Origin of the sequence: Thalassotalea piscium, assembly GCF_030295935.1 — a bacterium.
Classification (GTDB): Bacteria; Pseudomonadota; Gammaproteobacteria; order Enterobacterales; family Alteromonadaceae; genus Thalassotalea_B; species Thalassotalea_B piscium.
Window position 1 is genome coordinate 1,794,595 of the sequence record NZ_AP027362.1, and the last position, 22,023, is coordinate 1,816,617.

19 protein-coding genes and 6 tRNA genes are annotated in these 22,023 nt (G+C 36.8%); 16 read left to right on the forward strand and 9 right to left on the reverse strand.

Annotation, left to right across the window (positions count from 1 at the left end; all coding sequences use genetic code 11):
* Nucleotides 1–470 precede the first annotated feature (470 nt).
* The 5 genes from QUD79_RS07715 (at nt 471) to QUD79_RS07735 (ending at nt 5,282) form a co-directional block, all read left to right on the forward strand.
* Nucleotides 471–1,643: a cystathionine beta-lyase gene (locus QUD79_RS07715; RefSeq protein WP_184426709.1), complete on the forward strand. Its 1,173-nt coding sequence runs from the start codon at nt 471–473 to the stop codon at nt 1,641–1,643.
* Nucleotides 1,644–1,681: 38 nt separating this feature from the next.
* Entirely contained in the window at nt 1,682–2,398 is a 717-nt protein-coding gene (gene pxpA / locus QUD79_RS07720; protein ID WP_184426707.1) for a 5-oxoprolinase subunit PxpA, read from the forward strand.
* 43 nt (nt 2,399–2,441) lie between these two features.
* Nucleotides 2,442–3,140 carry a 5-oxoprolinase subunit PxpB gene (pxpB, locus tag QUD79_RS07725; RefSeq protein ID WP_286290788.1) on the forward strand — a complete coding sequence of 233 codons (699 nt, stop codon included), beginning with the start codon at nt 2,442–2,444 and terminating at the stop codon, nt 3,138–3,140.
* Nucleotides 3,140–4,075 (forward strand): 5-oxoprolinase subunit C family protein, encoded by a 936-nt coding sequence (locus QUD79_RS07730; RefSeq protein ID WP_184426705.1) that lies wholly within the window; start codon nt 3,140–3,142, stop codon nt 4,073–4,075. The genes pxpB and QUD79_RS07730 overlap by 1 nt, the downstream gene beginning before the upstream one ends.
* A 67-nt stretch (nt 4,076–4,142) precedes the next feature.
* A complete protein-coding gene (locus QUD79_RS07735) occupies nt 4,143–5,282 on the forward strand; it encodes an anhydro-N-acetylmuramic acid kinase (RefSeq protein ID WP_184426703.1) in 1,140 nt (379 codons plus the stop codon).
* A gap of 66 nt (nt 5,283–5,348) precedes the next feature.
* Here QUD79_RS07735 and arsJ read toward each other — a convergent pair whose 3' ends face one another.
* Together arsJ and QUD79_RS07745 are read right to left on the reverse strand one after the other, a co-directional pair.
* Nucleotides 5,349–6,572 carry an organoarsenical effux MFS transporter ArsJ gene (gene arsJ / locus QUD79_RS07740; protein WP_184426701.1) on the reverse strand — a complete coding sequence of 408 codons (1,224 nt, stop codon included), beginning with the start codon at nt 6,570–6,572 and terminating at the stop codon, nt 5,349–5,351.
* Nucleotides 6,573–6,575: 3 nt separating this feature from the next.
* The gene (locus tag QUD79_RS07745) at nt 6,576–7,616 is read right to left on the reverse strand and encodes an ArsJ-associated glyceraldehyde-3-phosphate dehydrogenase (RefSeq protein WP_184426699.1); all 1,041 of its coding nucleotides are present in this window, start codon (nt 7,614–7,616) and stop codon (nt 6,576–6,578) included.
* 225 nt (nt 7,617–7,841) lie between these two features.
* Between QUD79_RS07745 and QUD79_RS07750 the strand changes: the two genes are divergently transcribed.
* Entirely contained in the window at nt 7,842–7,967 is a 126-nt protein-coding gene (locus tag QUD79_RS07750; RefSeq protein ID WP_281401863.1) for a hypothetical protein, read from the forward strand.
* 56 nt (nt 7,968–8,023) lie between these two features.
* On the opposite strand, the gene QUD79_RS07755 is transcribed toward QUD79_RS07750, so the two are convergent.
* The 4 genes from QUD79_RS07755 to QUD79_RS07770 form a co-directional block, all read right to left on the reverse strand.
* Nucleotides 8,024–8,100, reverse strand: a tRNA-Val gene (locus tag QUD79_RS07755).
* Between the two features lie 190 nt (nt 8,101–8,290).
* Nucleotides 8,291–9,661, reverse strand: a complete 1,371-nt coding sequence (locus QUD79_RS07760; RefSeq protein ID WP_184426696.1) for an MATE family efflux transporter — start codon at nt 9,659–9,661, stop codon at nt 8,291–8,293.
* A 121-nt stretch (nt 9,662–9,782) separates the two neighbouring features.
* A complete protein-coding gene (locus QUD79_RS07765; RefSeq protein WP_184426694.1) occupies nt 9,783–9,989 on the reverse strand; it encodes a CPXCG motif-containing cysteine-rich protein in 207 nt (68 codons plus the stop codon).
* A 168-nt stretch (nt 9,990–10,157) separates the two neighbouring features.
* Entirely contained in the window at nt 10,158–11,075 is a 918-nt protein-coding gene (locus QUD79_RS07770) for a gluconeogenesis factor YvcK family protein (RefSeq protein WP_184426692.1), read from the reverse strand.
* Nucleotides 11,076–11,468: 393 nt separating this feature from the next.
* On the opposite strand from QUD79_RS07770, the gene QUD79_RS07775 reads away from it, so the two are divergent.
* From QUD79_RS07775 to QUD79_RS07795, 5 genes are all read left to right on the forward strand, one after another.
* Nucleotides 11,469–11,544 (forward strand) — tRNA-Ala (locus tag QUD79_RS07775).
* A 144-nt stretch (nt 11,545–11,688) separates the two neighbouring features.
* A tRNA-Glu gene (locus tag QUD79_RS07780) sits at nt 11,689–11,764 on the forward strand.
* A 217-nt stretch (nt 11,765–11,981) separates the two neighbouring features.
* A tRNA-Glu gene (locus QUD79_RS07785) sits at nt 11,982–12,057 on the forward strand.
* A gap of 217 nt (nt 12,058–12,274) precedes the next feature.
* Nucleotides 12,275–12,350: transfer RNA gene (locus QUD79_RS07790), tRNA-Glu, on the forward strand.
* Between the two features lie 217 nt (nt 12,351–12,567).
* Nucleotides 12,568–12,643, forward strand: a tRNA-Glu gene (locus QUD79_RS07795).
* A gap of 108 nt (nt 12,644–12,751) precedes the next feature.
* Here QUD79_RS07795 and QUD79_RS07800 read toward each other — a convergent pair.
* Nucleotides 12,752–13,603: a LysR family transcriptional regulator gene (locus tag QUD79_RS07800; protein WP_184426690.1), complete on the reverse strand. Its 852-nt coding sequence runs from the start codon at nt 13,601–13,603 to the stop codon at nt 12,752–12,754.
* Nucleotides 13,604–13,905: 302 nt separating this feature from the next.
* On the opposite strand from QUD79_RS07800, the gene maoP reads away from it, so the two are divergent.
* Nucleotides 13,906–14,259 (forward strand): DUF413 domain-containing protein, encoded by a 354-nt coding sequence (maoP, locus tag QUD79_RS07805; protein WP_184426688.1) that lies wholly within the window; start codon nt 13,906–13,908, stop codon nt 14,257–14,259.
* A gap of 83 nt (nt 14,260–14,342) precedes the next feature.
* On the opposite strand, the gene QUD79_RS07810 is transcribed toward maoP, so the two are convergent.
* A complete protein-coding gene (locus QUD79_RS07810; protein WP_184426686.1) occupies nt 14,343–15,917 on the reverse strand; it encodes a cation:proton antiporter family protein in 1,575 nt (524 codons plus the stop codon).
* A 4-nt stretch (nt 15,918–15,921) separates the two neighbouring features.
* Nucleotides 15,922–16,539 (reverse strand): arylesterase, encoded by a 618-nt coding sequence (locus QUD79_RS07815; RefSeq protein WP_184426684.1) that lies wholly within the window; start codon nt 16,537–16,539, stop codon nt 15,922–15,924.
* On the opposite strand from QUD79_RS07815, the gene QUD79_RS07820 reads away from it, so the two are divergent.
* The 4 genes from QUD79_RS07820 to QUD79_RS07835 all read left to right on the forward strand — a co-directional run bounded on the left by QUD79_RS07820 (nt 16,538) and on the right by QUD79_RS07835 (nt 21,876).
* Nucleotides 16,538–17,290 (forward strand): ABC transporter ATP-binding protein, encoded by a 753-nt coding sequence (locus QUD79_RS07820; protein ID WP_184426682.1) that lies wholly within the window; start codon nt 16,538–16,540, stop codon nt 17,288–17,290. The two genes, QUD79_RS07815 and QUD79_RS07820, sit on opposite strands and share 2 nt — an antisense overlap.
* On the forward strand, nt 17,250–19,871 hold the full coding sequence (locus QUD79_RS07825) for an ABC transporter permease (protein WP_286290626.1): 2,622 nt from the start codon (nt 17,250–17,252) through the stop codon (nt 19,869–19,871). Before QUD79_RS07820 ends, QUD79_RS07825 begins: the two co-directional genes overlap by 41 nt.
* Before the next feature lie 88 nt (nt 19,872–19,959).
* Complete coding sequence (locus tag QUD79_RS07830; RefSeq protein WP_184426680.1) at nt 19,960–21,009, forward strand: AI-2E family transporter; 1,050 nt, start codon at nt 19,960–19,962, stop codon at nt 21,007–21,009.
* A gap of 456 nt (nt 21,010–21,465) precedes the next feature.
* On the forward strand, nt 21,466–21,876 hold the full coding sequence (locus QUD79_RS07835) for an Ig-like domain-containing domain (RefSeq protein WP_184426677.1): 411 nt from the start codon (nt 21,466–21,468) through the stop codon (nt 21,874–21,876).
* Nucleotides 21,877–22,023: the final 147 nt, after the last annotated feature.

Genomic DNA, 22,023 nt, shown 5'->3' on the forward strand with positions numbered 1-22,023 from the left:
AGATTTTCGCGCGTATCTGCGTATAATTTGCTACTAATAGCCAGCTATTAGGTACACAAATTAGCCTTGATTCACACAAAACTTTTAGCATTGGTTGAGTTACAATGCACCTAGCACTTATAAAAGTCACCTAAAGCACTGTAAACTATTATTTTAAATGTTTTTATGCACATCCATTATCCCGAACTCAGGTTACTTAAGAAAAACAATAACACCTTTTTATTACAGTGCTCGTCACCGCACATACAATTATTTGGCTTAAAAGCGTTTTTATCTACACCAAACTTGGCCGCGAAAAGTCAACAGCTTTAGTTGAACCAATACAACATAATTTACCAATAGTGTTAATTACCATGGTGATAAATTCGTTGTAATTTTACTTTTAGATGGCTAGACTGCCAACTGTTGTTTTAATTTATGTTTAATACAAGATGACACTTATTAATACTTTCGCCAAAGCAGGGTAAATTATGAAAAAAGAAACTAAAATAATCAATGCTGGCCGTCAGTCTAAATGGACTAGAGGCGTCGTTAATCCACCCGTTGAGCGTGCCTCCACTGTAGTGTTTGATTCTGTTAAACAAATGAAACACGCAACTTCAAATCGTGGTAAACAGGTTTTATTCTACGGCCGCCGAGGAACAACTACCGCGTTTGCTTTTGCTGATGCAATGAATGAGTTGGAGGGCGGAGCAGGTTGTGCTATTTATCCTTCAGGTACTGCCGCTATTACCAATGCAATTTTGGCGTTCGTTAAAACGGGTGATCATATTTTAATGGCTGATAATACTTATGAGCCGACCCGTGATTTTTGTGAGAACGTGCTTAAACGCATGGGTGTTGAAACCACTTATTATGATCCTATGATTGGTGCAGGCATTGAACAATTAATTCAAAGTAACACTCGTATATTATTTTTAGAATCGCCAGGTTCAATTACTATGGAAGTACAAGATGTGCCTACCTTGGCTAAAATTGCACACCAACATAGTTGTATTGTAATGTTAGATAATACTTGGTCTGCAGGTGTTAATTTTCAACCGTTTGACTTTGGTGTAGACATTTCAATTCAAGCTGCCACTAAATACATAGTTGGCCATTCGGATGTGATGTTGGGCACAGCAACAAGTACAGAAGAGTATTGGCCAACATTGCGTGAAAATAGCTACCTAATGGGGCAATGTACATCACCAGATGACTTATACCTTGCTTTGAGAGGTATTCGCACACTTGCTGTTCGGCTAAAACAGCATCAAGAAAGCACATTAAAAATAGTAAAGTGGTTACAAACACGTGAAGAAGTAGGAAAAATACTACATCCTGCTTTTAATTCTTGTCCTGGGCATGAATTTTTTCAACGTGATTTTACAGGCAGCAATGGCTTATTTTCATTTGTACTTACTCGTGGAAACCAGCATTCATTAAATGCCTTACTTGATGGAATGAAACATTTTAAGATGGGATACTCATGGGGCGGATTCGAAAGCCTTATTTTAGGGGTTACTAATGTCAGTAGAACCCGTTCGGTAACTACGTGGGATGATACCTATCCATTAATTCGTTTGCATATAGGTTTAGAGAATGTTGATGATCTTATCGAAGACTTAACTCATGGGTTTGAACGATTAAACCAAACACTTTAATAAGGTTGTTCTTATGAATGTTGACTGGCAAAAATAGAATGAAATTAAATTGTGATCTTGCTGAGATAGATAATGGTGTTGCAGAGTTGGTAATGCCCTTTATTGATATGGCAAATATTTGTTGTGCAGCACATGCAGGCAGTACAGCGTTAATAAAATCGACCTTGAAGCTAGCTAAAAAGTATCAAGTGGAAATTGGCGCACATCCAAGCTACCCTGATCGTGAAAATTTTGGTCGAAAGTCGATAAATATTTCAAAGCAAGAGCTTACTGAAACCCTATACCAGCAAATTAGTTTAGTGTGTCTGCTTGCACATGAGAATGGACAAGAAGTGAGTTACGTTAAACCACACGGCGCGCTATATAATGATATGATTAATGACGAACAGTTATTTATATTGATCTTAAAAGTGATTGAGCAAATAAATTCGTCATTAAAGTTGATGCTATTGGCAACTCCCAATAACCAACATTTTAGACAATTAGCGAACGCTTTTGGTATTGAACTTATATTTGAAGCATTCGCTGATAGACGCTATACAGATGATGGTTTTCTGATGTCACGTACCGTAAGTGGTGCTGTGCTCAATAAAGAACAAACTTTAGCTCAAGTACAGCAATTAATTGCAACCCAAACCGTTGAAACCTCTGGCAAGCGCTTATTACCGTTAAATGCACAAACTGTATGTGTACATGGTGATAATAAAGACGGTGTGGACCTGATCAAAGAACTAAAGGAACTCTGTCATCAGTAAGTCATTATTAAATAAACAACCAAGGTATCAGTATCATTGTGAAATTGCCGGTGAAAATGCTTTTATCATCTATTTCACCCTTGCCGCAAGTGTAAACAATGAAAAGAAAAATGCCGATATAATTCGCTATGTTGCTAGCATTTCACATAAAGTACAGCTTAAATTAGCCAATATTGTACTAAACGTGATCCCTGCATATCATAGTTTATTAATTGTTTTCGACACAGATAAATCAAGCTTTAACCAATGCCAATCTTTGGTTGAAAACCTGATGTTAAACAGCAATCAACAGCTTTATAGTGTGAATAGTTTATCTACTAAAACTTTAACATTACCTATTTATTATGATGAAAGTGTTGGCCCTGATTTAGCACGTATTGCAAAACATGCAAAGCTTACGGTCGCAGAAGTCATTAACTTACATCAACAAGGTACTTACTACGTAAATGCAATTGGCTTTGCCCCTGGTTTTGCATATTTAGGGGAGGTGAATAGTAAAATTGCTATGCCAAGACTAACAAGTCCCCGTTTAAGTGTTCCTAAAGGTGCTGTTGCAATTGCAGAACAACAAACGGCTATTTATCCTGCATCATCTCCTGGTGGTTGGAACATCATAGGTCGTTGCCCATTAACATTATTTGATATAAATAAAGAGCAACCAATGTCGTTTTCTTTAGGTGATACTGTTACTTTCGATTCAGTAGATAAAAATACGTTTTTATCGCTTGGCGGTGAACTTTAATGCAAGGTTTTATTGTTGAAAAATCAGGTGTTCAAAGTATTTTAGTGGATAGCGGACGATTCGGTCAGGCTCATATTGGACTTACTCAAGGTGGACCTGCAGATGAAAATGCATTTTATTGGTTAAATCGGTTACTGGGAAATAATAGTAATAATACCGCTATTGAGTGTAATTTCGGTGGCTTGTTATTACGTTCAACTTCAGATCAAACTATTGCCGTAACCGGTGCTAATGCGCCTTTATTTATCAATGGTCAACGAAAAGCTACATGGTGTAGTTACCGTGTTTCAGCTGATGATTTGATTGAACTTGGCCATGCTAGTAAAGGCGCTATTGTATATTTAGGCGTTAATAAAGGTTTTAACATCCCTTTACAGTTCGGTAGTAGTACAACGGTTGTTAGAGAAAATATTGGTGGGTTGTCGGGTGAGCCGCTAAAGATAGGTGATATACTTCCTATTTTCGACGTTGAAACAAAACCCTTACTGTCAATGCCAAGAAAACACATCCCAAGTTATCATCAACATTTAACATTACGCCTTATATTAGGGGCTCAGCATAGTTTTTTTTCTGAGCAAGCTACAAAAACACTGTTTAATTGTGAGTATGTTGTTTCTAAACAAGCTGATCGTATGGGATATCGCCTTGAAGGGCCAGCTTTACAAGCATCAAAGTCTAGCATGACATCTGAAGGGATCGCTTTTGGCGCAGTGCAGGTGCCACCCAATGGGCAACCAATAGTGTTACTTTCTGATCGACAAACATTAGGCGGTTATCCTAAACTTGGCGCTATTTTATCAATAGATGCTTATCGTTTATCACAATGTACCGCGGGTGCGCTTGTGTACTTTCAAGAAATATCGCTAAATCAAGCGCAAACCTTTCTTGAAGAAGAGCAACAAATTCGACAATTAACGCTATTTAGCCATCAGTAATCATTAGGCAAACTAGCATCAGTTATAGTTATAGTAGGTATCCGATAGGTCTCATTTTAGGGTTTTTATGAACACAAGTATTATTTCCAACGCAAAAGGTGATTATTACATCGGTATAATGTCAGGTACTAGCCTCGATGCTATTGATGTTTCATTGGTCAAGATAACGGATAATCAAACTCAGTATATAGCTGCAATTGAGCGGCCCTTTGATGAAGAGCTTAGAGGACGATTATTATCACTTTGTCAAGATGGTAACATTCACTTAAAAACATTAGGCGAGCTAACCGTAGAACTAAGCTTGGCTTATGCTGATGGCGTTAATTTGCTATTAAACAAGCACAATATTAATCCGACAGAGGTAATGGCAATTGGTTGTCATGGACAAACTGTTTTTCATTCACCTCAGGGCGAATATCCTTTTTCAATGCAATTAATTAATGCGAGTGTGCTAGCTGCAAATACAGGCATTACTACCGTATCTGACTTTCGTAGTATGGACCTTGCTTTAGGTGGCCAAGGCGCACCTTTAGTGCCAACGTTCCATCAAAGTTTAGTTGGTAGTAACGATGAAGCCGTATTTTTAAATATCGGCGGTATAGCCAACCTCTCAATAATTAGCCCTAATAAGTTAGTTGGTTTTGATACAGGCCCAGGGAACATTTTAATTGATAGTTGGGTACAACAAAAATTTTCAATAAAATATGATGATAATGGCAGCATAGCAAAACAAGGAATAGTTATAGCCCCGTTGTTGAAAAATATGTTGGCTGATGAATATTTTAATAAAGTTGGTGCTAAAAGCACCGGGCGTGAATATTTTAATATTCAATGGTTATCGACTCATTTAGCTAGCTTCCTTGACACTGAATATAAGAATAAACTAAGCAATGAAGATGTCTTAGCGACTTTAGTTGCTTTAACGGCACAATCTATTGCAAGAGCGCTCTCTCATTTATCAGGCAGTACAATCTATGTTTGCGGTGGTGGTGCTAAAAATGGTTATTTACTTGAGCAGTTAAGTTTATTACTGCCAGATTGCACAGTAACTACAACCGCTACACTTGATGTTGATCCTGATTATGTTGAAGCCATGGCTTTTGCGTGGTTAGCTTATCGGTGTGTTAATCAACTGCCAGCAAATGACACTCGTGTAACAGGGGCAAGCAAAGAGGCAATTCTCGGACAGATTACTCAAGTAAACTAATACAGGCCTGAAGTTACTTCTAGGTAATGCGACTGGAAGTCTTCTACGTACTCATGCTTTTATTTACTAACTTTTTAACCTTAGTGATAACAAAGCCGCAATGCCAATGAACAGGGTAGAGATCCATAAACATGCTGTTAAACCATAGGCTTGGTATATCCAACCTGATAATATTGTACCTATTAGCCGCCCCATAGCATTTGCCATGTAGTAAAAGCCAATATCAAGTGATACACCATCACTGCTAGCATAACTTACAATAAGGTAACTGTGTAAAGCCGAGTTAATGGCAAAAATAGCGCCAAATATCATTAAGCCAATAATAATGGATGCTTGAATGTGAAAATTGTAATGTAATGCTAAAGCAATAGCGGCAGGCACTAAGGTTAAATAACTTGCCCATTTAAAAGCGCTCTTACCCGTTGGAGCATTACCTTGTTTGATGCCGTTAATATATGGTGCTATAGACTGTACAATGCCATAACCAATCACCCAGCTTGCCATAAAGCCACCTACCCACCAATGATCCCAACTAAAGGTTACGGCTAAAAATACAGGTAATGCCACCACAAACCAAACATCTCTTGCACCAAACAAGAACAATCGTGCGGCAGAAAGAGTGTTTATTGACGAGCTTTTTGAGAAAATATCATTAAATTTTGGCTTGTTAATAGCTTTACCTAAATCTTCTTTTAGGGCTAATAAACTAAATAACCACACTAAGGTTAACAGCGCAGCCATAAATATTACTGCTCCTTTAAATTCAAGTGTGGTAAGCAATACCCCACCAAGAAAGAAGCCAACACCTTTTAACGCATTTTTAGATCCTGTGAGCATAGCGACCCACTGATATAGCTTGCCTTCTGCTCCATTCGGGACGAGTAGCTTTATTGCGCTTTTCGCACTCATTTTATTTAAATCTTTAGCGATACCTGATAATGCCTGTGCTGCCATCACATAAATTATGGTTAACATGTCGGCAGGTACAGCTAGCATGGCAAGTGCTATAATTTGTAGAATTAAGCCGGTATTCATGGTTTTATTTAAACCCAGCCTTGCGCCGAGCCAACCACCAATAAGGTTGGTGATCACACCAAAAACCTCATAAAACAAAAACAGCATAGCAATATTTAATGGGCTGTAACCTAATTGATGAAAATACAGCACAACTAGCATGCGTAATGCACCATCAGTTAAGGTAAACGCCCAATAATTTCCGGTGATCACCAAATACTGTTTTACTTGGTCAGGCAACTTAGATGATATTTTTTTTAGTGATAAAAGCCCCATGCTTTATTGACTCTTGTCAGCCAAGCCGACCATACGCGCTAATTCAGCGGTTCTGTTAGCATAGCCCCATTCATTGTCGTACCACACATAGAGTTTTACTTGTGTGTTATTGATCACGATTGTTGATAAGGCATCAATGATGCTTGAACGAGGATCCGTTTTATAATCAATAGACACCAGCGGACGTTGTTCAAATCCCATAATGTCTTTTAATTCACCTTCAGCGGCTTGTTTCAATAGGTGGTTCACTTCTTCTATCGTAGTTGTACGATTAACTTCAAAGACACAATCAGTTAATGATGCATTGGCTAAAGGAACGCGTACGGCGTGACCATTTAACTTGCCTTTAAGCTCAGGAAATATATGTGTAATAGCCGTAGCAGAGCCCGTAGTTGTTGGAATTAAACTCATACCGCAAGCGCGTGCTCGGCGTAGATCTTTATGAGGGGCATCTAGTATGGTTTGGGTATTGGTAATGTCGTGAATAGTCGTCATTGAACCATGCTTAATACCTATTTTTTCATGGATTACTTTTACAACTGGCGCTAAACAATTAGTTGTACATGAAGCCGCTGTTACAATTGGGTGGATTGTTTTATCGTATAAATGCTCATTAACACCCATAACGATATTTAAGACGCCATCTTCTTTTACTGGAGCGGTAACCACAACACGTTTTACGCCTTGATCTAAATAGGCCTTTAATAAAGCTTTGGTTTTAATTTTGCCCGACGCTTCAATAACAACATCACACTTGGACCAATCGGTCTCTTGTATAGCTTTATTTTGTGTGCAAGGAATAGCTTTGCTATTGCCTTTATCCATATCTTTATTATTTAGAATAATAATTGAATCACCTTGATGAGTTGCCTCGTGGTGCCAACGACCGTGGACTGAATCAAAGGTCATTAAATGGGCAAGAGTTTCAGCATTTCCAGCAGGATCATTAATTTGAATGATTTCTATGTCATCCCAATCGAACGCTGCTCGCATGGTTAAACGTCCCATACGACCAAAACCGTTAATACCAATTTTTATTGTCATTTTCACTCCTACATGACTAAAATTAAATCAATGAGTAATAATTATCGCTTATCGTTAGCAAATTATTAATTTATAAATAGGAGATTTTATCCAATTTATGTGACAGATTAATTATACGCATAAGTAATACCATTAATCTCACTACTATGTGATCATTTTCTACTAGCTAAAACAATCAACTGCTGTGTTACTTATTTTATAATTATCGCTACAAGGATGTAGCTTATGTGGACAAGACAGGAACATAATTACCCAGAACAACTAGTTATGAAAATAAACACCTTGGTTTTGACTGTTTTTACTGCGTATAAAGTAGATCATTTAATTAATGAAACCGGTATAAATAAGTAAAAAGGTTAATTGATCAGAAAGCAAAAAGGCAGCCATTTAGGCTGCCTTTTCTAATGTGGTGGGTGTGACTGAATTCGAATCAGCGACCTCTTCGATGTCAACGAAGCGCTCTAACCAACTGAGCTACACTCCCAACGTACCTAATAAAAACTTGTTAAATAAAGCTAGGTAAAACCTTATTTATTTTTACTAACACTGTAACTATTTTAAATCAGCGTAATATTTCAAGTTGAATCAATCAACGGAGCGCTATGTTAGCGATCTGAAAAACGAGTTGCAAGTTGTTTTGTTAAATTATCTTTAAATTAAATAAAATTGATTATTTATGAGACGATTAGTGGTTCTTCGAGTCTTTTTTGAACAACACGTAATCGCCATGCTAAAAGTACTGCAGCTGTAGTTAAGCCTATAATGATACCAATCCAGAAACCATAAGGACCAATTGGCTCGATGACCCAATTGGTTAACCCCAATATTAAACCGATACTCAAACCTACAACCCAATAAGAAGTGAACGTAATATATAGTATTGACTTTGTGTCTTGATAACCACGTAAAGCGCCTGCTGAAATCACTTGAATTGAATCGGAAAACTGAAATAAAGCTGCTAAAAACATCAAGCTAGCGGCAAGATTAACTACCTCTATATCTGTTGAATAGATAGTTGCAATTTGTTCTCTAAAGGTAAGAGAGAGGGCAGCTGTAAGTATTGCTATTAAAAGTCCAAGGATAATAGAGTGTTTGCAAAGCGCTTTTGCTGCGGTTAAGTTGTCATTTCCAACAGCAAAACCAACTTTTATTGTCACAGCCATAGCAATACTTAAAGGCACCATAAATACTAAGCCCGAGAAGTTTATTGCAATTTGATGACTTGCCACTACCTCGGAACCAAAAGGAGCTAGCAATATCGCGACGACAGAAAATAAGCTAACTTCAAAAAGTAATGACATTGCTATAGGTACACCCAAAACTAAAATCGCTTTAATTGCATTAATATTTGGCCAGTAAAACTTTCCTAATAATGATGCATGTTTAAGGTTTCTGCTGGTTAGACAATATATAAGCATACCGAAAAACATGACCCAATAGACAATTGCAGTCGCCAGGCCACAACCCGCACCACCAAGTGCAGGGGCTCCGAATTCTCCATAAATAAAGATGTAATTAGCAGGTATATTGATCAATAGACCTAGCATACTAATGATCATCGTTGGTTTAGTATGTGATAACCCTTCAGCATAATTGCGTAAAACAATATATAGACAAAAGCCAGGGCCACCCCAAACGATATAACCCAAGTAATCGAACATTAGCACTTTAAGATCTTGTTCAAGACCAACTTTTGCAAATAATATTGGCGCTACAAAATAATAAATTGCAATTAAGCTGAGCCCTAAAAATAAAGCAATCCAACCAGTTTGAAAAGTTTGATCGGCAACTTCATCATATTTTTTTGCACCAGACAGTTGTGAAACTATACTTGCTAAGGCCATGATTAAGCCATAAATAGTGAGGATTAACGGGAGCCAAATACTACTTGCCACAGCAACAGCAGCCATATCAGTTGCACTTACACGGCCTGCCATCACTGTATCTGCAAACCCCATTAAATTTTGAATTAGTTGTGCGATAAGGATAGGGTAGGCGAGTTTCATTAAACTCTTGGTGTCTTTAAAAAATGCGCTAACGTTCATGAAACCCTGATAAAGTTACTGATAAAAATAAAGATAGATCATATAGGTTTAATTTGTTACTGCAAAGCGATGTTATCGTTATTTTATGTGATATACAGGTCTTAATACTTAAATTATACGTTTAAAAGACTTGCTCATCATCGCTATCAATTGCTAGTTGTATTTTTTGATGATAATCGTCGATATGCATATTAAGATGGATTTCTCGACAACATGATGGGCAATCTTCGTAATAATCTTGATCGCCAGCCGAAGTATCTAACGATACAAATAGGTGATGGCCACAATGTGGACATTCAATGCGTTGCTCTGAAAGATTGCTAGGCATAGCCCCTCCAAATATTGAAATACCTAATACCCGTTTCTTTAATGAAACAGGTATTAATTATGGTAGATTTTAGATGGATTGCGAATTTTCAATTTTAAAAGATTATCACAGTACTGTGCGCGAGTGATTAAAGTTTTTTTCTGCTAGTTACAACCAGTTTGGTTATGACTACTTGTTGACAATATCAGGCAGGTTTTGCCCTTGAGCATTTATTAGGCATTGTTCTAAGGCAGTAATTAATTTATTTCGGTCATGATAGTGTTTAATTTCGTCATTTGCCAAATTACAATTTATGACAGGAACTATTTTTGAAGTCGTTTGGTCACCATGGCAAATAGCAGAATCTACCGGTAAGCAACCAATATTGTTTTTGATCCAAGTTAGCTTTTCATCAAGTGATAGCTTACCAGCAGGGCTATTTTCTTGAACGATGTTGTCGATAAAGACACAATGACCATTACTCGTATTAATAGCGTTAACAATATCTCGAATCAATAAAGGGGGAATGACACTAGTTAAAAAGCTACCCGGCCCTAAAATGATTAAATCTGCTTTTTCAATAGCAATTTTAGCAACGTCTAGTGTTTTGACAAGAGGGGCTAGCATTAGTTTTTCTGGCATTACTGGCATTTGGTCTACTGACAACTCACCAACACGGCATCGGCCTTTAGGATAAAAAGCCATTAAGTCAGTAGGGGTTTCAGACATAGGCAAGACAGGTGTTTTTACTCGCAAAATTCGACGAACAAGTTTGATAGAATCTAACGGCCTCGATTGTATCTTACCTAAACCGTATAAAATTAAATTACCTAGATTATGACCGCCTAACTCATCTTCACCGTCAAAACGGAAATCAAATAACTGGCTTCCAATTGAGTTTCCATCAACTAATTGTGTAAGGCAGTTGCGTAAGTCACCCCACGCAATTGAGCTTGTGCGCTTTCGAAGACGTCCTGTAGACCCACCATTATCTGTGGTGGTAACAATACCCGTTAGTCGTGTTTCTAGAAAAGAAAGTGTTGAAAGCACTCGGCCAAGGCCGTGACCACCACCAATAGCAACTACATTTAGCTTTTTTAACGGCATTGAATACATTCGTATAGTGAATAAGTGTCTACAATAGCGTTTATTAGACAAAAAATAAAGTACACTTTAGTGTATGATAGTCCAAGAAACTAAAGGCTTGTTTTAAACGATTAAACTGCAATCTTTTTAATTGCGAACACTTTGCATATTATCATAGCTAATTTTAGATTTACATTGTCATAGCTCTAAGCGATTGATTATATAAATTTTAGTCAAGTTGTTGCTTTACTAATCACTTGAGCCGCATTTGGCAAAAAAAAGACTATAATGTTAAATTAATAGTTGACAGTAGAAGGGGCTCTGCTTAGAATGCGCCTCGCTTTCAACGAGTAGATATTGGGCTTGTTAAGCAGCAAATTTTGATACTAGGCCATCAAAGTTTGTGAATAAAGAGGGGCTATAGCTCAGCTGGGAGAGCGCTTCGCTGGCAGTGAAGAGGTCTGCGGTTCGATCCCGCATAGCTCCACCAAAAATATAAACTTTGAATATGTTAAAGTTTAATGATTAAGTATTAAATATATGTTTTTATTTAATCGACACTAATTTTGCACTTTAATTATATAGTGCAGCTATATTGACTTAGCTTCTAGTTATTTCGATATATAAAAATTGTGTCCCTATCGTCTAGAGGCCTAGGACACCGCCCTTTCACGGCGGTAACAGGGGTTCGAATCCCCTTAGGGATGCCACATTAAAAAGGGTAGAGTAATCTAGGTCTTACTTTATCCTTGGTTATTGCTTATAGCATTTATATAAGTAGTAAACTAAAACTGTTTTGACGTGTAATTAGCATGCTAATTACTTGAATAAAGGTAACTTTATTCAAAGCTCACGTTATTAATGTTTCGGTTAAATGGAATATTAGTAGTGAACCAGAAAGGTAATACTTTTCTCAAGAGTTTCTGCGTCCCTATCGTCTAGAGGCCTAGGACACCGCCCTTTCACGGCGGTAACAGGGGTTCGAATCCCCTTAGGGATGCCACATTAAAAAGGGTAGAGTAATCTAGGTCTTATTTTATCCTTGGTTATTGCTTATAGCATTTATATAAGTAGTAAACTAAAACTGTTTTGACGTGTAATTAGCATGCTAATTACTTGAATAAAGGTAACTTTATTCAAAGCTCACGTTGTTAATGTTTCGGTTAAATGAAATGTTAGTAGCGAACCAGAAAGGTAATACTTTTCTCAAGAGTTTCTGCGTCCCTATCGTCTAGAGGCCTAGGACACCGCCCTTTCACGGCGGTAACAGGGGTTCGAATCCCCTTAGGGATGCCACATTAAAAAGGGTAGAGTAATCTAGGTCTTATTTTATCCTTGGTTATTGCTTATAGCATTTATATAAGTAGTAAACTAAAACTGTTTTGACGTGTAATTAGCATGCTAATTACTTGAATAAAGGTAACTTTATTCAAAGCTCACGTTATCAATGTTTCAGTTAAATGGAATATTAGTAGCGAACCAGAAAGGTAGTACTTTTCTCAAGAGTTTCTGCGTCCCTATCGTCTAGAGGCCTAGGACACCGCCCTTTCACGGCGGTAACAGGGGTTCGAATCCCCTTAGGGATGCCACATTAAGTAATAAAAACGCCGACAATATGTCGGCGTTTTTATTTGTGTTTTTAGTCTTCTCCCTCGCACTTATACCAATTGAAATAACTATTTGACTAATTCATAGCATCATGTACGTTCATGAGTAGCGTTAATTGGTAAGCTGATAAAGTCTCCGTATGCCTCTATTAAGCCTTTGGTAAATGTATTCGCTTTACTGACCATATAAATGGGCCTTTTAATTACCAGTGGGCAATCAATAATAAAGAGTTCATTTTTTTTGATATAAGGCTCGGCAAGTTCCATTGGTAAATAGGCAAAGCCACCTTTTGATAAAATAACCTCTAGTGCGATCATCGCGGTAGAGGTTTTAAGTATTGGTTGAAATTTATGATGTTGAGCATGTTCTTTGGCAAATGTTAGCCCCCAATCAACAAAGATGTAATGGTCTAAAATATCTTTTTGAATCTGCGATGAACCAACAAGTGCTAGCTCAAAATGTGCAATTAATTGATTGTTGTAGCCTTCGTCTTTGATTTGATCTGTGAGTAAGCCTATATCAATAGTTTTGTCGCTTAATTTACGTTGTATAGCCTCACGTACCGATATTTCGGTGCCTAATGATACATGATCAAAAAATTTAATAGATTCATGAATACGCTTACTGAAAAAAGCATCCCATATATTAGGTGTTGCAGCTATATTGAAATTTATTTTTTGTTGCTGGGTTTGGGCAAGCGATTGTTTAGAATACTCTAGTTGCTCCACTATTAAATAAGCATGTGAAAGTAGAGCTTCTCCAGAAGGCGTTAATTTTAAGTTATTTTTATTACGAATGAATAACGCTGTTGCATAATATTCCTCAAGTTGTTTTATACGAGCACTAACTGCTGCTTGTGTAATAAACAAGTTTTCAGCTGCATGTCCAAAATGTTTGGTTTCAGCAACTTGTATAAAGGTTTTAAAAAGTCTGATATCCATTTAAATAAGCTTATTTAATTAAAGTATGCCTAATTTAAGCAAATCTTATCGATACGACAAATTATTTTTGTTTTCTTGATGTTTAAAATTCAATTACATTCAGCCAAAGATAATACGGTGTAGGAATGAGGGTTTAACAATTCCATAAAAATGAGTAAAAAGTACATTACTCTATAAGTTATGGAGCTTAATACCAGTTTTATTAATTAAGTGATCTGTTTAGCCAGTAGAAAAGATCAAATAGTTAGTGAGATTGATATAACACTCATTATCAACACATAATTTTTATGTGAGGTATAAAAATGGATACGACAATTAGAATAGGTAGTCGAATGTTTTTGGGTGACATTACATTTTCACATGGAATATCGCGAAGTGGTTATTTTAACAAGCGAGAATCTTTAGACTTAGAAATGTATGGTTTAACACTTGAAGGTTTATATTCTGGTGTTTTATCACCTACTAATGAAGAAGAGCAGCTGTTTGTTGATCAGGTAATGGTTGATGAACCAAGTAATGTTTATGCGGTAAAATTGTGGAAGAAATACTTGGAAGCGATACAAAAATCTAAGCGACGCCACGGCTTTATGGCAAGTGAATCAAAAAGCTCAGCACCGGCACCAGCATTAGCTGAAGTAGAAATGGACGACTTCTAAAGTTATTACTTTTTATCTAAACTAGAGCATTAGGTATTTTAACCCTAGTGCTCTAACAAAAACTTTAACAACACGCTCTATTCTTACAGTGCCTGTTTATTAATTAATTCCATACTCTCTTCGGCGAAACCAACACCAGCCTCGGTATAAAAGTTAAATACTTTATCAACACCAAAATTTTCAAGTTCATCTTTTTCATCATCAAAGCGAGCAATAGCAGCAATTTTACCTTTGTATTTAATCCGTTGAAGTTGTGTAGTAATACACATACTGTCTTGTACCGAAGGTAAGGCTAATAAAACAAGCTTTATACCGTCGAGGTTTATATTTTCCCAAAAGTCAGCGTCTTCTGCATCACCCGTATAGGCGAGAACGTCATTTTCATTTAACCACGCAACCTTAGCTTTATCTGTGTCTAATCCCCAAACTTTATTAGGGTTATGCGAATTAAGTGCTTTAAATGCTCCCATGCCGACACGACCCATGCCAATTATGATAATTGGGGCATCAGTAGGCTGTATAAAATCGTCTTCAGGTAGTCGTGTATTAGATTCATACTTTTTAAACCACTCTTTATGATCAGAGAAAAAACTATGGGCATAATTATAACAAATATTAGTAATAACAAAGGAAAGGGCAACAGCAAGTGAAATTATGATCAGCCATTCTTCGCTTAACCATTGCTCTTTAACACTTAACGCACAAACAATGAGCCCAAATTCACTAAAATTTGAAAGGGTTAATGAGCTTAAAAATGCCGTTCTTCCACGTATTTTAAGTTTGAGTAAAATAAAGAAAAACAATGCAAACTTAACTGGCAATAACATAAGCAGTAAAAGTGAGGTCCCGAACATCTCCCAGGTAGGAAGCGCCGTAAAGCCAATAGATAAAAAGAAGCCGATTAAAAACAGGTCTTTGAAGCTTAATAAAGATTTACTGATTTCACTAGACTTACTATGAGAAGCAATATAAACACCAGCCAGTAGAGCTCCTAAATCGCCCTTAATATTAACTAGTTCGAATACTTCATAGGCACCAAAGGCGATAAAAAAACCAAAAAGTGGTAATAGTTCGCCATGACCAGCTTTATCAACAAGCTGTGAGATCACTTTTTTAAAAGGTATAACAAGAAGTAATAATAAGGCCCAGTGACTGGGGGTTTTTCCTGTAGCAAGTACCAGAAAAACCACCGCGATGACATCTTGCATTACTAGAATAGCAATCGCTAGCTTTCCATGCCTTGTTCTCATTTCTCCGTGGTCTTCAAGTAACTTTACAACACAAACAGTACTACTAAAGCTTAAGGCAAAAACAATTAATGCCGCACTTACCGTTGTTAAGTTAATGGCGTATGCCAGTGAGATGATGGCAAAAAGCTTTAACGCAATAAGTGCAAAAATAATCCATAAAGCGGTATGAGAAAGGGTGCTTAACCAAACTTCCTTTTTGAGTAAATCTTTAATGTTTAATTTAAGCCCTATTGAAAATAACATTAACGTTATTCCCATATTAGAGAGAGCCATTATTGTATCATCAGCTTGAAAGCCTAAACCAAATAGTAAAAAGCCTGCAACTAAATATCCAATTGAAGGTGGTAAAGAGATCAGCTTACTTATAAGCCCAAAAGCAAAAGCGAAAAATATCCAAATAAATTCCATCAGTTTAATTCATCATTTGTTTAAGTTGTTCACCAACGTAAGTGGCAATTAAAGGCTGAGCTTCTTTATTTGGGTGAATGCCATCAGCCATCATTAAATTTGGGTCCTGTGCTATTTTTTCCATAAAAAACGGAAATAAAGTAACTCCTGTTTCTTCTGCTATATCATCATATACCTTTTCAAAAAGGGCTAAATAGCGTGGTCCATAATTTGGTGTAATTTTAATTTTAATTAATGACACTTTAATGTCACGTTCCTGAGCCATAGAAATCATTTGTAACAAATTGCTTTTAATCCGTTTAGGTGCGTAGCCGCGTAAGCCATCGTTGCCTCCTAACTCAATAAGTAAATGATCAACTTTTTCGTTCGCTAAAATGGCAGGAAGTCTAGATAAACCGCCACTTGTTGTTTCACCACTAATACTCGCATTTATCAAGCGATAAGGTGCTTTTTCATCCTCTAAGCGCTCGTTTAAAAGGTATGCCCAACTTTCTTCAGGTGACATTTGATAACCGGCACTAACACTATCGCCTAACAGGAGAATTGATTGTGTGGCCCAAGCAGTGTTAAATACCGTATATAGAGTGATCAATAAACTAAAATAGAGTGGATACTTTTTCATGCCGTTAGATTCCGAAGTTATTTTAAAAGTTAGTGCCTTAACCAAGTCAGTCCCTTTAGAAGATAAAATATTAGAATTATTACAACCTGTAAACCTTAGTGTTAATGCAGGAGAGTCTCTTGCTATTGTTGGTTCTTCTGGTTCAGGTAAAACTACCTTGTTGTCTATTCTTGCTGGGCTTGATATTCCGACTAAAGGTGAAGTTTATCTTAAAAACTACCCATTACACCAGTTAAATGAAGAACAACGTAGCCAAGTTCGTGCAGAGCATGTTGGGTTTATTTTTCAACAGTTTTTATTAGTAAATAGTTTAACTGCGCTTGAAAACGTTATGCTACCAGCAGAACTTGCCAATTTACCTGATGCCAAAACAAAGGGACTTGAGTTGTTAAAGCAAGTGGGGCTATCTGAACGCGCTTCACACTATCCATCGCAATTATCTGGCGGTGAACAACAACGTGTTGCTATTGCCCGCGCATTTATCACCCGCCCAGACATACTATTTGCTGATGAACCTACCGGTAATTTAGATGCTAAAACAGGCAAACATATTGAAGATTTATTGTTTGAATTAAATGATAAATTAGGTACAACATTAGTACTTGTTACGCACGATGCTAAGTTAGCCGCTCGCTGTAAACGCCAAGTAGTAATGGATAGTGGTTTCTTAACAGAAAATAGGTCTAAAGAGAGTGTTCAAGGCAACATAAGTGCTGCTGAGCAAGGCCATTTTGCATCAATTAATGAGTGAGCATAGCGCTATGGAGATTAAAAAGAATAACCGATGGCTCAGCCACTCACTGCGTTTATTAAAAAACGAGCTACGCCGTGGCGAGCTCACTATAATATTTTTAGCTATTGTTCTTGCAGTTGCTACCGTTTTTTCACTTTCTGGCTTTACTGAACAAATCAAGCAAGCTATTGCTACAAGTAGCACTAATACCATTGCTGCTGATCGGGTGTTAAGACTAAATTCACCGATTGATCAGGAAATACTAACCAAAAGTCAAACGCAAAAGTTACGCGTTGCTAGAAAAATAGAAACAGAATCAATGGCTTTTGCTGGTGACAATATGTTGCTTGCAGAAATAAGTGCAATTTCAAATGAGTATCCACTGCGCGGAGAGCTGCGGATAAAGGAAAGTAAAGCGCAAGTTGAGTCTACTATTGTTAATGCTCCTCCGGTGGGGAGTGTTTGGGTTGAAGCTACTGTGTTAAGTAGAATGCAAGTTTCGCTAGGAGATACTATTGAAATAGGGGTGTTGCCACTGACTATTGCCGGTATTTTAACCGATATCCCCGATCGTTCATACCGCGCTTTTATTGCTGGGCCGTCTATATTTTTGCATGTTGATGACATGATGAAAACAGAGCTTATACAGCCAGGTAGTCGTATCAGCTATAAATACTTATTTGCTGGTGAAAATGACGATATTGAAACGTTTGAACAATGGCTAAAGCCACAATTAAATGATACTCAACGATGGTACGACGCTAAAGCTGCTCAAAATAGGCTTTCACGAGTACTTGACGGCGCAGAAAAATTTCTTTCATTAGCTAGTATGCTAGGGATTGTTTTAGCTGCAGTTGCAGTTGCTGTTGCAAGTCGAAGGTATGGTCAAAGACATCAAGCCACTGTTGCTGTATTTAAAGCATTAGGCGCTACAATTAACCATATAGCAAAACTTTATATTTTACATTGGGGCTTATTAAGCTTACTTAGTATTGCTTCGGGGTTAATTGTTGGTTATGGCCTTATTTTACTTGGCCAAGATGCAGTAAAAAACTTTATAGAACTTGATAATGCTACGCTAAGCTTAACACCATTTCTTACTGCAATAATTACAGGTTTACTTTGTGCTATTGCTTTTGCAATACACCCTATTAGTGAGTTAATTAAAACCTCACCATTGTTAGTAATAAGGGGGATTGCTAACAAAGCAGGCAGAAAAGTTGGTTTACATCAGGTAATACCATTACTTGGCTTATTCGCATTATTACTTATGTTCAGCCAAGACCTTAAAATGAGTGTTGCATTATTGTTTGGCGGTTTACTAGTTTCATTAATTTTACTTGGTTTTGGCCAATTGTTAATGTCAGCAAGTAGAAGCGCTGGCACCAGAGCTGGGAAATCTTTGCATTTAGCATTAGCTAATTTAAAAAGGCGCGCTAACGAAAACAGTGTTCAATTAGTTAGTTTTACCATTGCTATACAATTACTTTTGTTAATTACAGTTATGAAAACGTCGATGCTTGAAGAGTGGCAACAGCAATTTCCAGAAGATACTCCAAACCACTATTTAATAAATATTACCGATCAGCAAATTAAGCCGCTTACTGATTTTGTTGAATCACAAGGTATAGCGCATCAAGGCTTTTATTCAGTGTATCGAGGCAGGTTAGCCGCGATAAATAATGAAAAAACTATTGCAGTAGATAATAGAGATTCAGACGATACTTACGAAGATTCGAGACAAGTGAAAAGCTTGAAGAAAAATTCTGAACAAAAGAAAGAAGGGCGTCGCGGAATGGGACGCGAGCTGGGTTTAACCTGGCTTAACGACATACCTAATGAGAATAAAATTCTAGAAGGAAAGTGGTGGAGTAGTGATGATACAACACCGCAAGTGTCTATCGAGAACAATGTTGCCGAGCGGTTAGATATTAAACTAGGAGATGAGCTAACTTTTACTCTTGCTACCGACACTATTACAGTACCTGTTACAAGTATTCGTGAAGTTAATTGGCAAAGCAGACAGCTAAACTTTATTATGGTGTTTAATCAGGTTGTGCTAGCAGATATTGAATCAACTTCAATTTCTGCTTGGATGGTACCAGATGATAAAAAAGATGATGTATATCGTTTCTTAGCTAACTACCCAACAATCTCTATTATGGATTTTGGTGCTATTATGAAGCAGCTTAATAACATGATAGAGCAGGTATCTGTTGCTATTGAACTTATTTTAGTGCTAGTAATTTTAGCGGGTAGTTTAGTATTAGTTGCGCAAGTACAAGCAAGCATGGAAGAGCGTGAACGAGAACTTGCTATATTGCGTACGCTTGGTGCTAAAGGTAGTTTACTACGCAATAGTGTGCTTTTTGAATTCGTTGCCCTTGGTGCAATTGCGGGCTTAATGGCGAGTGTTGCAATGGAAATAGCGGTTTATATATTACAAACACAAGTATTTAATATGACGCCGAGCTTTCACTTTAACGCATGGTTAATAGGTATTGTGGCAGGAGGTGGCTTTGTTGGTGTTATGGGTATGCTTAGTTGTTGGCGTTTGTTGTCACTGTCAAGTGTGACATTGATCAGACGTACCATGTAAAAATTTGAGATACAAATTAAGCCTTCTATTTTAATTTTCAGATACAATAGCAGGCATAAATAAAATAATAATGGATTTTAATTAGTTTATGTCAACATTAGATTATAAAAGTGGTGTTTTTAAAGCATTACTCGTAACCGCAGCACTTTTCGTTGTGCTTGCCGGGATAAAAACAGCTACTAATATATTGGTGCCTTTTTTGTTATCGGTTTTTATCGCGATAATTTGTAACCCCTTAGTTAAAAAAATAGAAGGCTTTAAAATACCTAAACCACTCGCAGTAGTGGGAGTGATTATTGTTTTTGTAGTGATTGTAATATCGTTAGCAGGCTTGGTTGGTTCATCATTAACAGAGCTATCAAGGCTTTTACCTGAATACCGTGAACAATTAAAAGGTGAATACATTTGGGTAATAAACCAATTAGCAGCTTTTAACATTACCCTGTCATCTGATTTATTAGTCGAATACTTTGACCCAGGTGCAGCGATGGGGCTTGCTGCAGATATGCTAAGCGGCTTAGGCGCAGTAATGGCCAACCTTTTCTTGATTGTCATTACTGTTATATTTATGTTATTTGAAGCGCCATCGTTACCCCAAAAGGTACATTTAGCGTTAGATGATCCCGAAATGAGAATGAAACAAATTGACCAATTTCTGTCCTCGGTCAATCATTACCTAGCAATAAAAACTTTAGTAAGTATTGCAACAGGTGTTTGTGTATCACTGATGTTATGGGCATTTGGTTTAGATTTTTATCTTTTATGGGGAGTATTAGCTTTTTTACTCAACTATATCCCTAATATTGGTTCTATAATCGCTGCAGTACCTGCAATGTCATTAGCTGTATTGCAATTGGGCATTGCACCCGCTGCTTTTATCGGATTAGGGTTTTTAGGTATTAATACCGTTATGGGTAATGTGGTTGAGCCTCGCTATTTAGGCCGAGGTTTAGGGTTATCAACCTTAGTGGTCTTTCTCTCTTTAATCTTCTGGGGCTGGTTATTAGGTACCGTTGGTATGTTGTTATCTGTGCCATTGACCATGATCATTAAAATAGGCTTAGAAAGTTCACAAGATGGTAAGTGGATAGCCATTTTACTTTCTGGTGATGTAGAAGAGCAGATAAAGGCCAACTAAGCATTTCCAAATACGCAACACAAAACCAATGACCAGCAAATAGTGTTTTTCTTTGAAATAACCACGCTTTATATTTACTGTTAACACAAATCCGCCTTTCTGAAAGAAAGGCGGCAATTTGCCTCATAATAAGGTGTAGTTGTTTTGCTAGTTTGGAGTTATTAAATAACTTTAAACGAGTAGAAAAAGGAATACAGATATCTGGTTTCTGATTGTCATGTTAATTATTTTTAAAATCCTTTTTATTTTAACTGTATGTAATTACAGTTAAGGTGTTTTCTCGGTTTCACGCAAAAACAACTGAACATTAAAATAAATTTATTTTAAAATTTAATGCATTACGCTATATTGTTAAATTATTTAAAAATTAAGGAAAATTGATCGTGGTATGTAATAGACGAGAAAAATTCCTTTTATTAAAGCTGTTATGTGTATCTTTAGACAAGGATGATTATTATGAAATTAGTTAAAAATCTAGCAATATTCTCAGTAATATTGGCTTCAACAGTTGTGTCTGCCAAACACCTCTCTTTAAAAGATATAAGCCCTGTTGTTATAGCTAGTTCTCCTGTAGCTGGAGCAACAACTGTTGATCCGTCAACCAACGAAATAACTGTCGAGTTCAGCAAAGAGATGATGACCAATAAAATGTGGTCAGTTGTTACACTAGCAAATGCTCAATTTCCACAAATTACAGGGGATGTTTATTTTAAAAATGATCGTACATTTGTTATTCCTGTAAAATTAAAAGCAAATACCGTTTATGCATTCAGTATCAACTCAAAGAATAAAAGTGGTTTTAAAGGTGTAAATGGTAAAGCAGCGCAACCTTACATTATTTCATTTAAAACAAATGGTAAAAAGTAATAACAAGGACAGTCGCTTATATTTAATAACAAGGACAGTCGCTTATATTTGAATAATACAAATCACTATTTAATAACAAGGACTTTAATAACAAGGACAGTCGCTTATATTTGAATAATACAAATCACTGAACTAAGGTTAATATCT

Bases quoted from the DNA above. Each gene is read 5' to 3' on its own strand.
- QUD79_RS07820 (WP_184426682.1), top strand. From the start codon at position 16,538: ATGCCGTTAGATTCCGAAGTTATTTTAAAAGTTAGTGCCTTAACCAAG.
- maoP (WP_184426688.1), top strand. From the start codon at position 13,906: ATGGATACGACAATTAGAATAGGTAGTCGAATGTTTTTGGGTGACATT.
- QUD79_RS07770 (WP_184426692.1), bottom strand. From the start codon at position 11,075: ATGCCGTTAAAAAAGCTAAATGTAGTTGCTATTGGTGGTGGTCACGGC.
- QUD79_RS07830 (WP_184426680.1), top strand. From the start codon at position 19,960: ATGTCAACATTAGATTATAAAAGTGGTGTTTTTAAAGCATTACTCGTA.
- QUD79_RS07810 (WP_184426686.1), bottom strand. From the start codon at position 15,917: ATGGAATTTATTTGGATATTTTTCGCTTTTGCTTTTGGGCTTATAAGT.
- QUD79_RS07735 (WP_184426703.1), top strand. From the start codon at position 4,143: ATGAACACAAGTATTATTTCCAACGCAAAAGGTGATTATTACATCGGT.
- QUD79_RS07730 (WP_184426705.1), top strand. From the start codon at position 3,140: ATGCAAGGTTTTATTGTTGAAAAATCAGGTGTTCAAAGTATTTTAGTG.
- QUD79_RS07800 (WP_184426690.1), bottom strand. From the start codon at position 13,603: ATGGATATCAGACTTTTTAAAACCTTTATACAAGTTGCTGAAACCAAA.
- QUD79_RS07765 (WP_184426694.1), bottom strand. From the start codon at position 9,989: ATGCCTAGCAATCTTTCAGAGCAACGCATTGAATGTCCACATTGTGGC.
- QUD79_RS07835 (WP_184426677.1), top strand. From the start codon at position 21,466: ATGAAATTAGTTAAAAATCTAGCAATATTCTCAGTAATATTGGCTTCA.
- pxpA (WP_184426707.1), top strand. From the start codon at position 1,682: ATGAAATTAAATTGTGATCTTGCTGAGATAGATAATGGTGTTGCAGAG.
- QUD79_RS07715 (WP_184426709.1), top strand. From the start codon at position 471: ATGAAAAAAGAAACTAAAATAATCAATGCTGGCCGTCAGTCTAAATGG.
- QUD79_RS07815 (WP_184426684.1), bottom strand. From the start codon at position 16,539: ATGAAAAAGTATCCACTCTATTTTAGTTTATTGATCACTCTATATACG.
- arsJ (WP_184426701.1), bottom strand. From the start codon at position 6,572: ATGGGGCTTTTATCACTAAAAAAAATATCATCTAAGTTGCCTGACCAA.
- QUD79_RS07745 (WP_184426699.1), bottom strand. From the start codon at position 7,616: ATGACAATAAAAATTGGTATTAACGGTTTTGGTCGTATGGGACGTTTA.
- QUD79_RS07760 (WP_184426696.1), bottom strand. From the start codon at position 9,661: ATGAACGTTAGCGCATTTTTTAAAGACACCAAGAGTTTAATGAAACTC.
- QUD79_RS07750 (WP_281401863.1), top strand. From the start codon at position 7,842: ATGTGGACAAGACAGGAACATAATTACCCAGAACAACTAGTTATGAAA.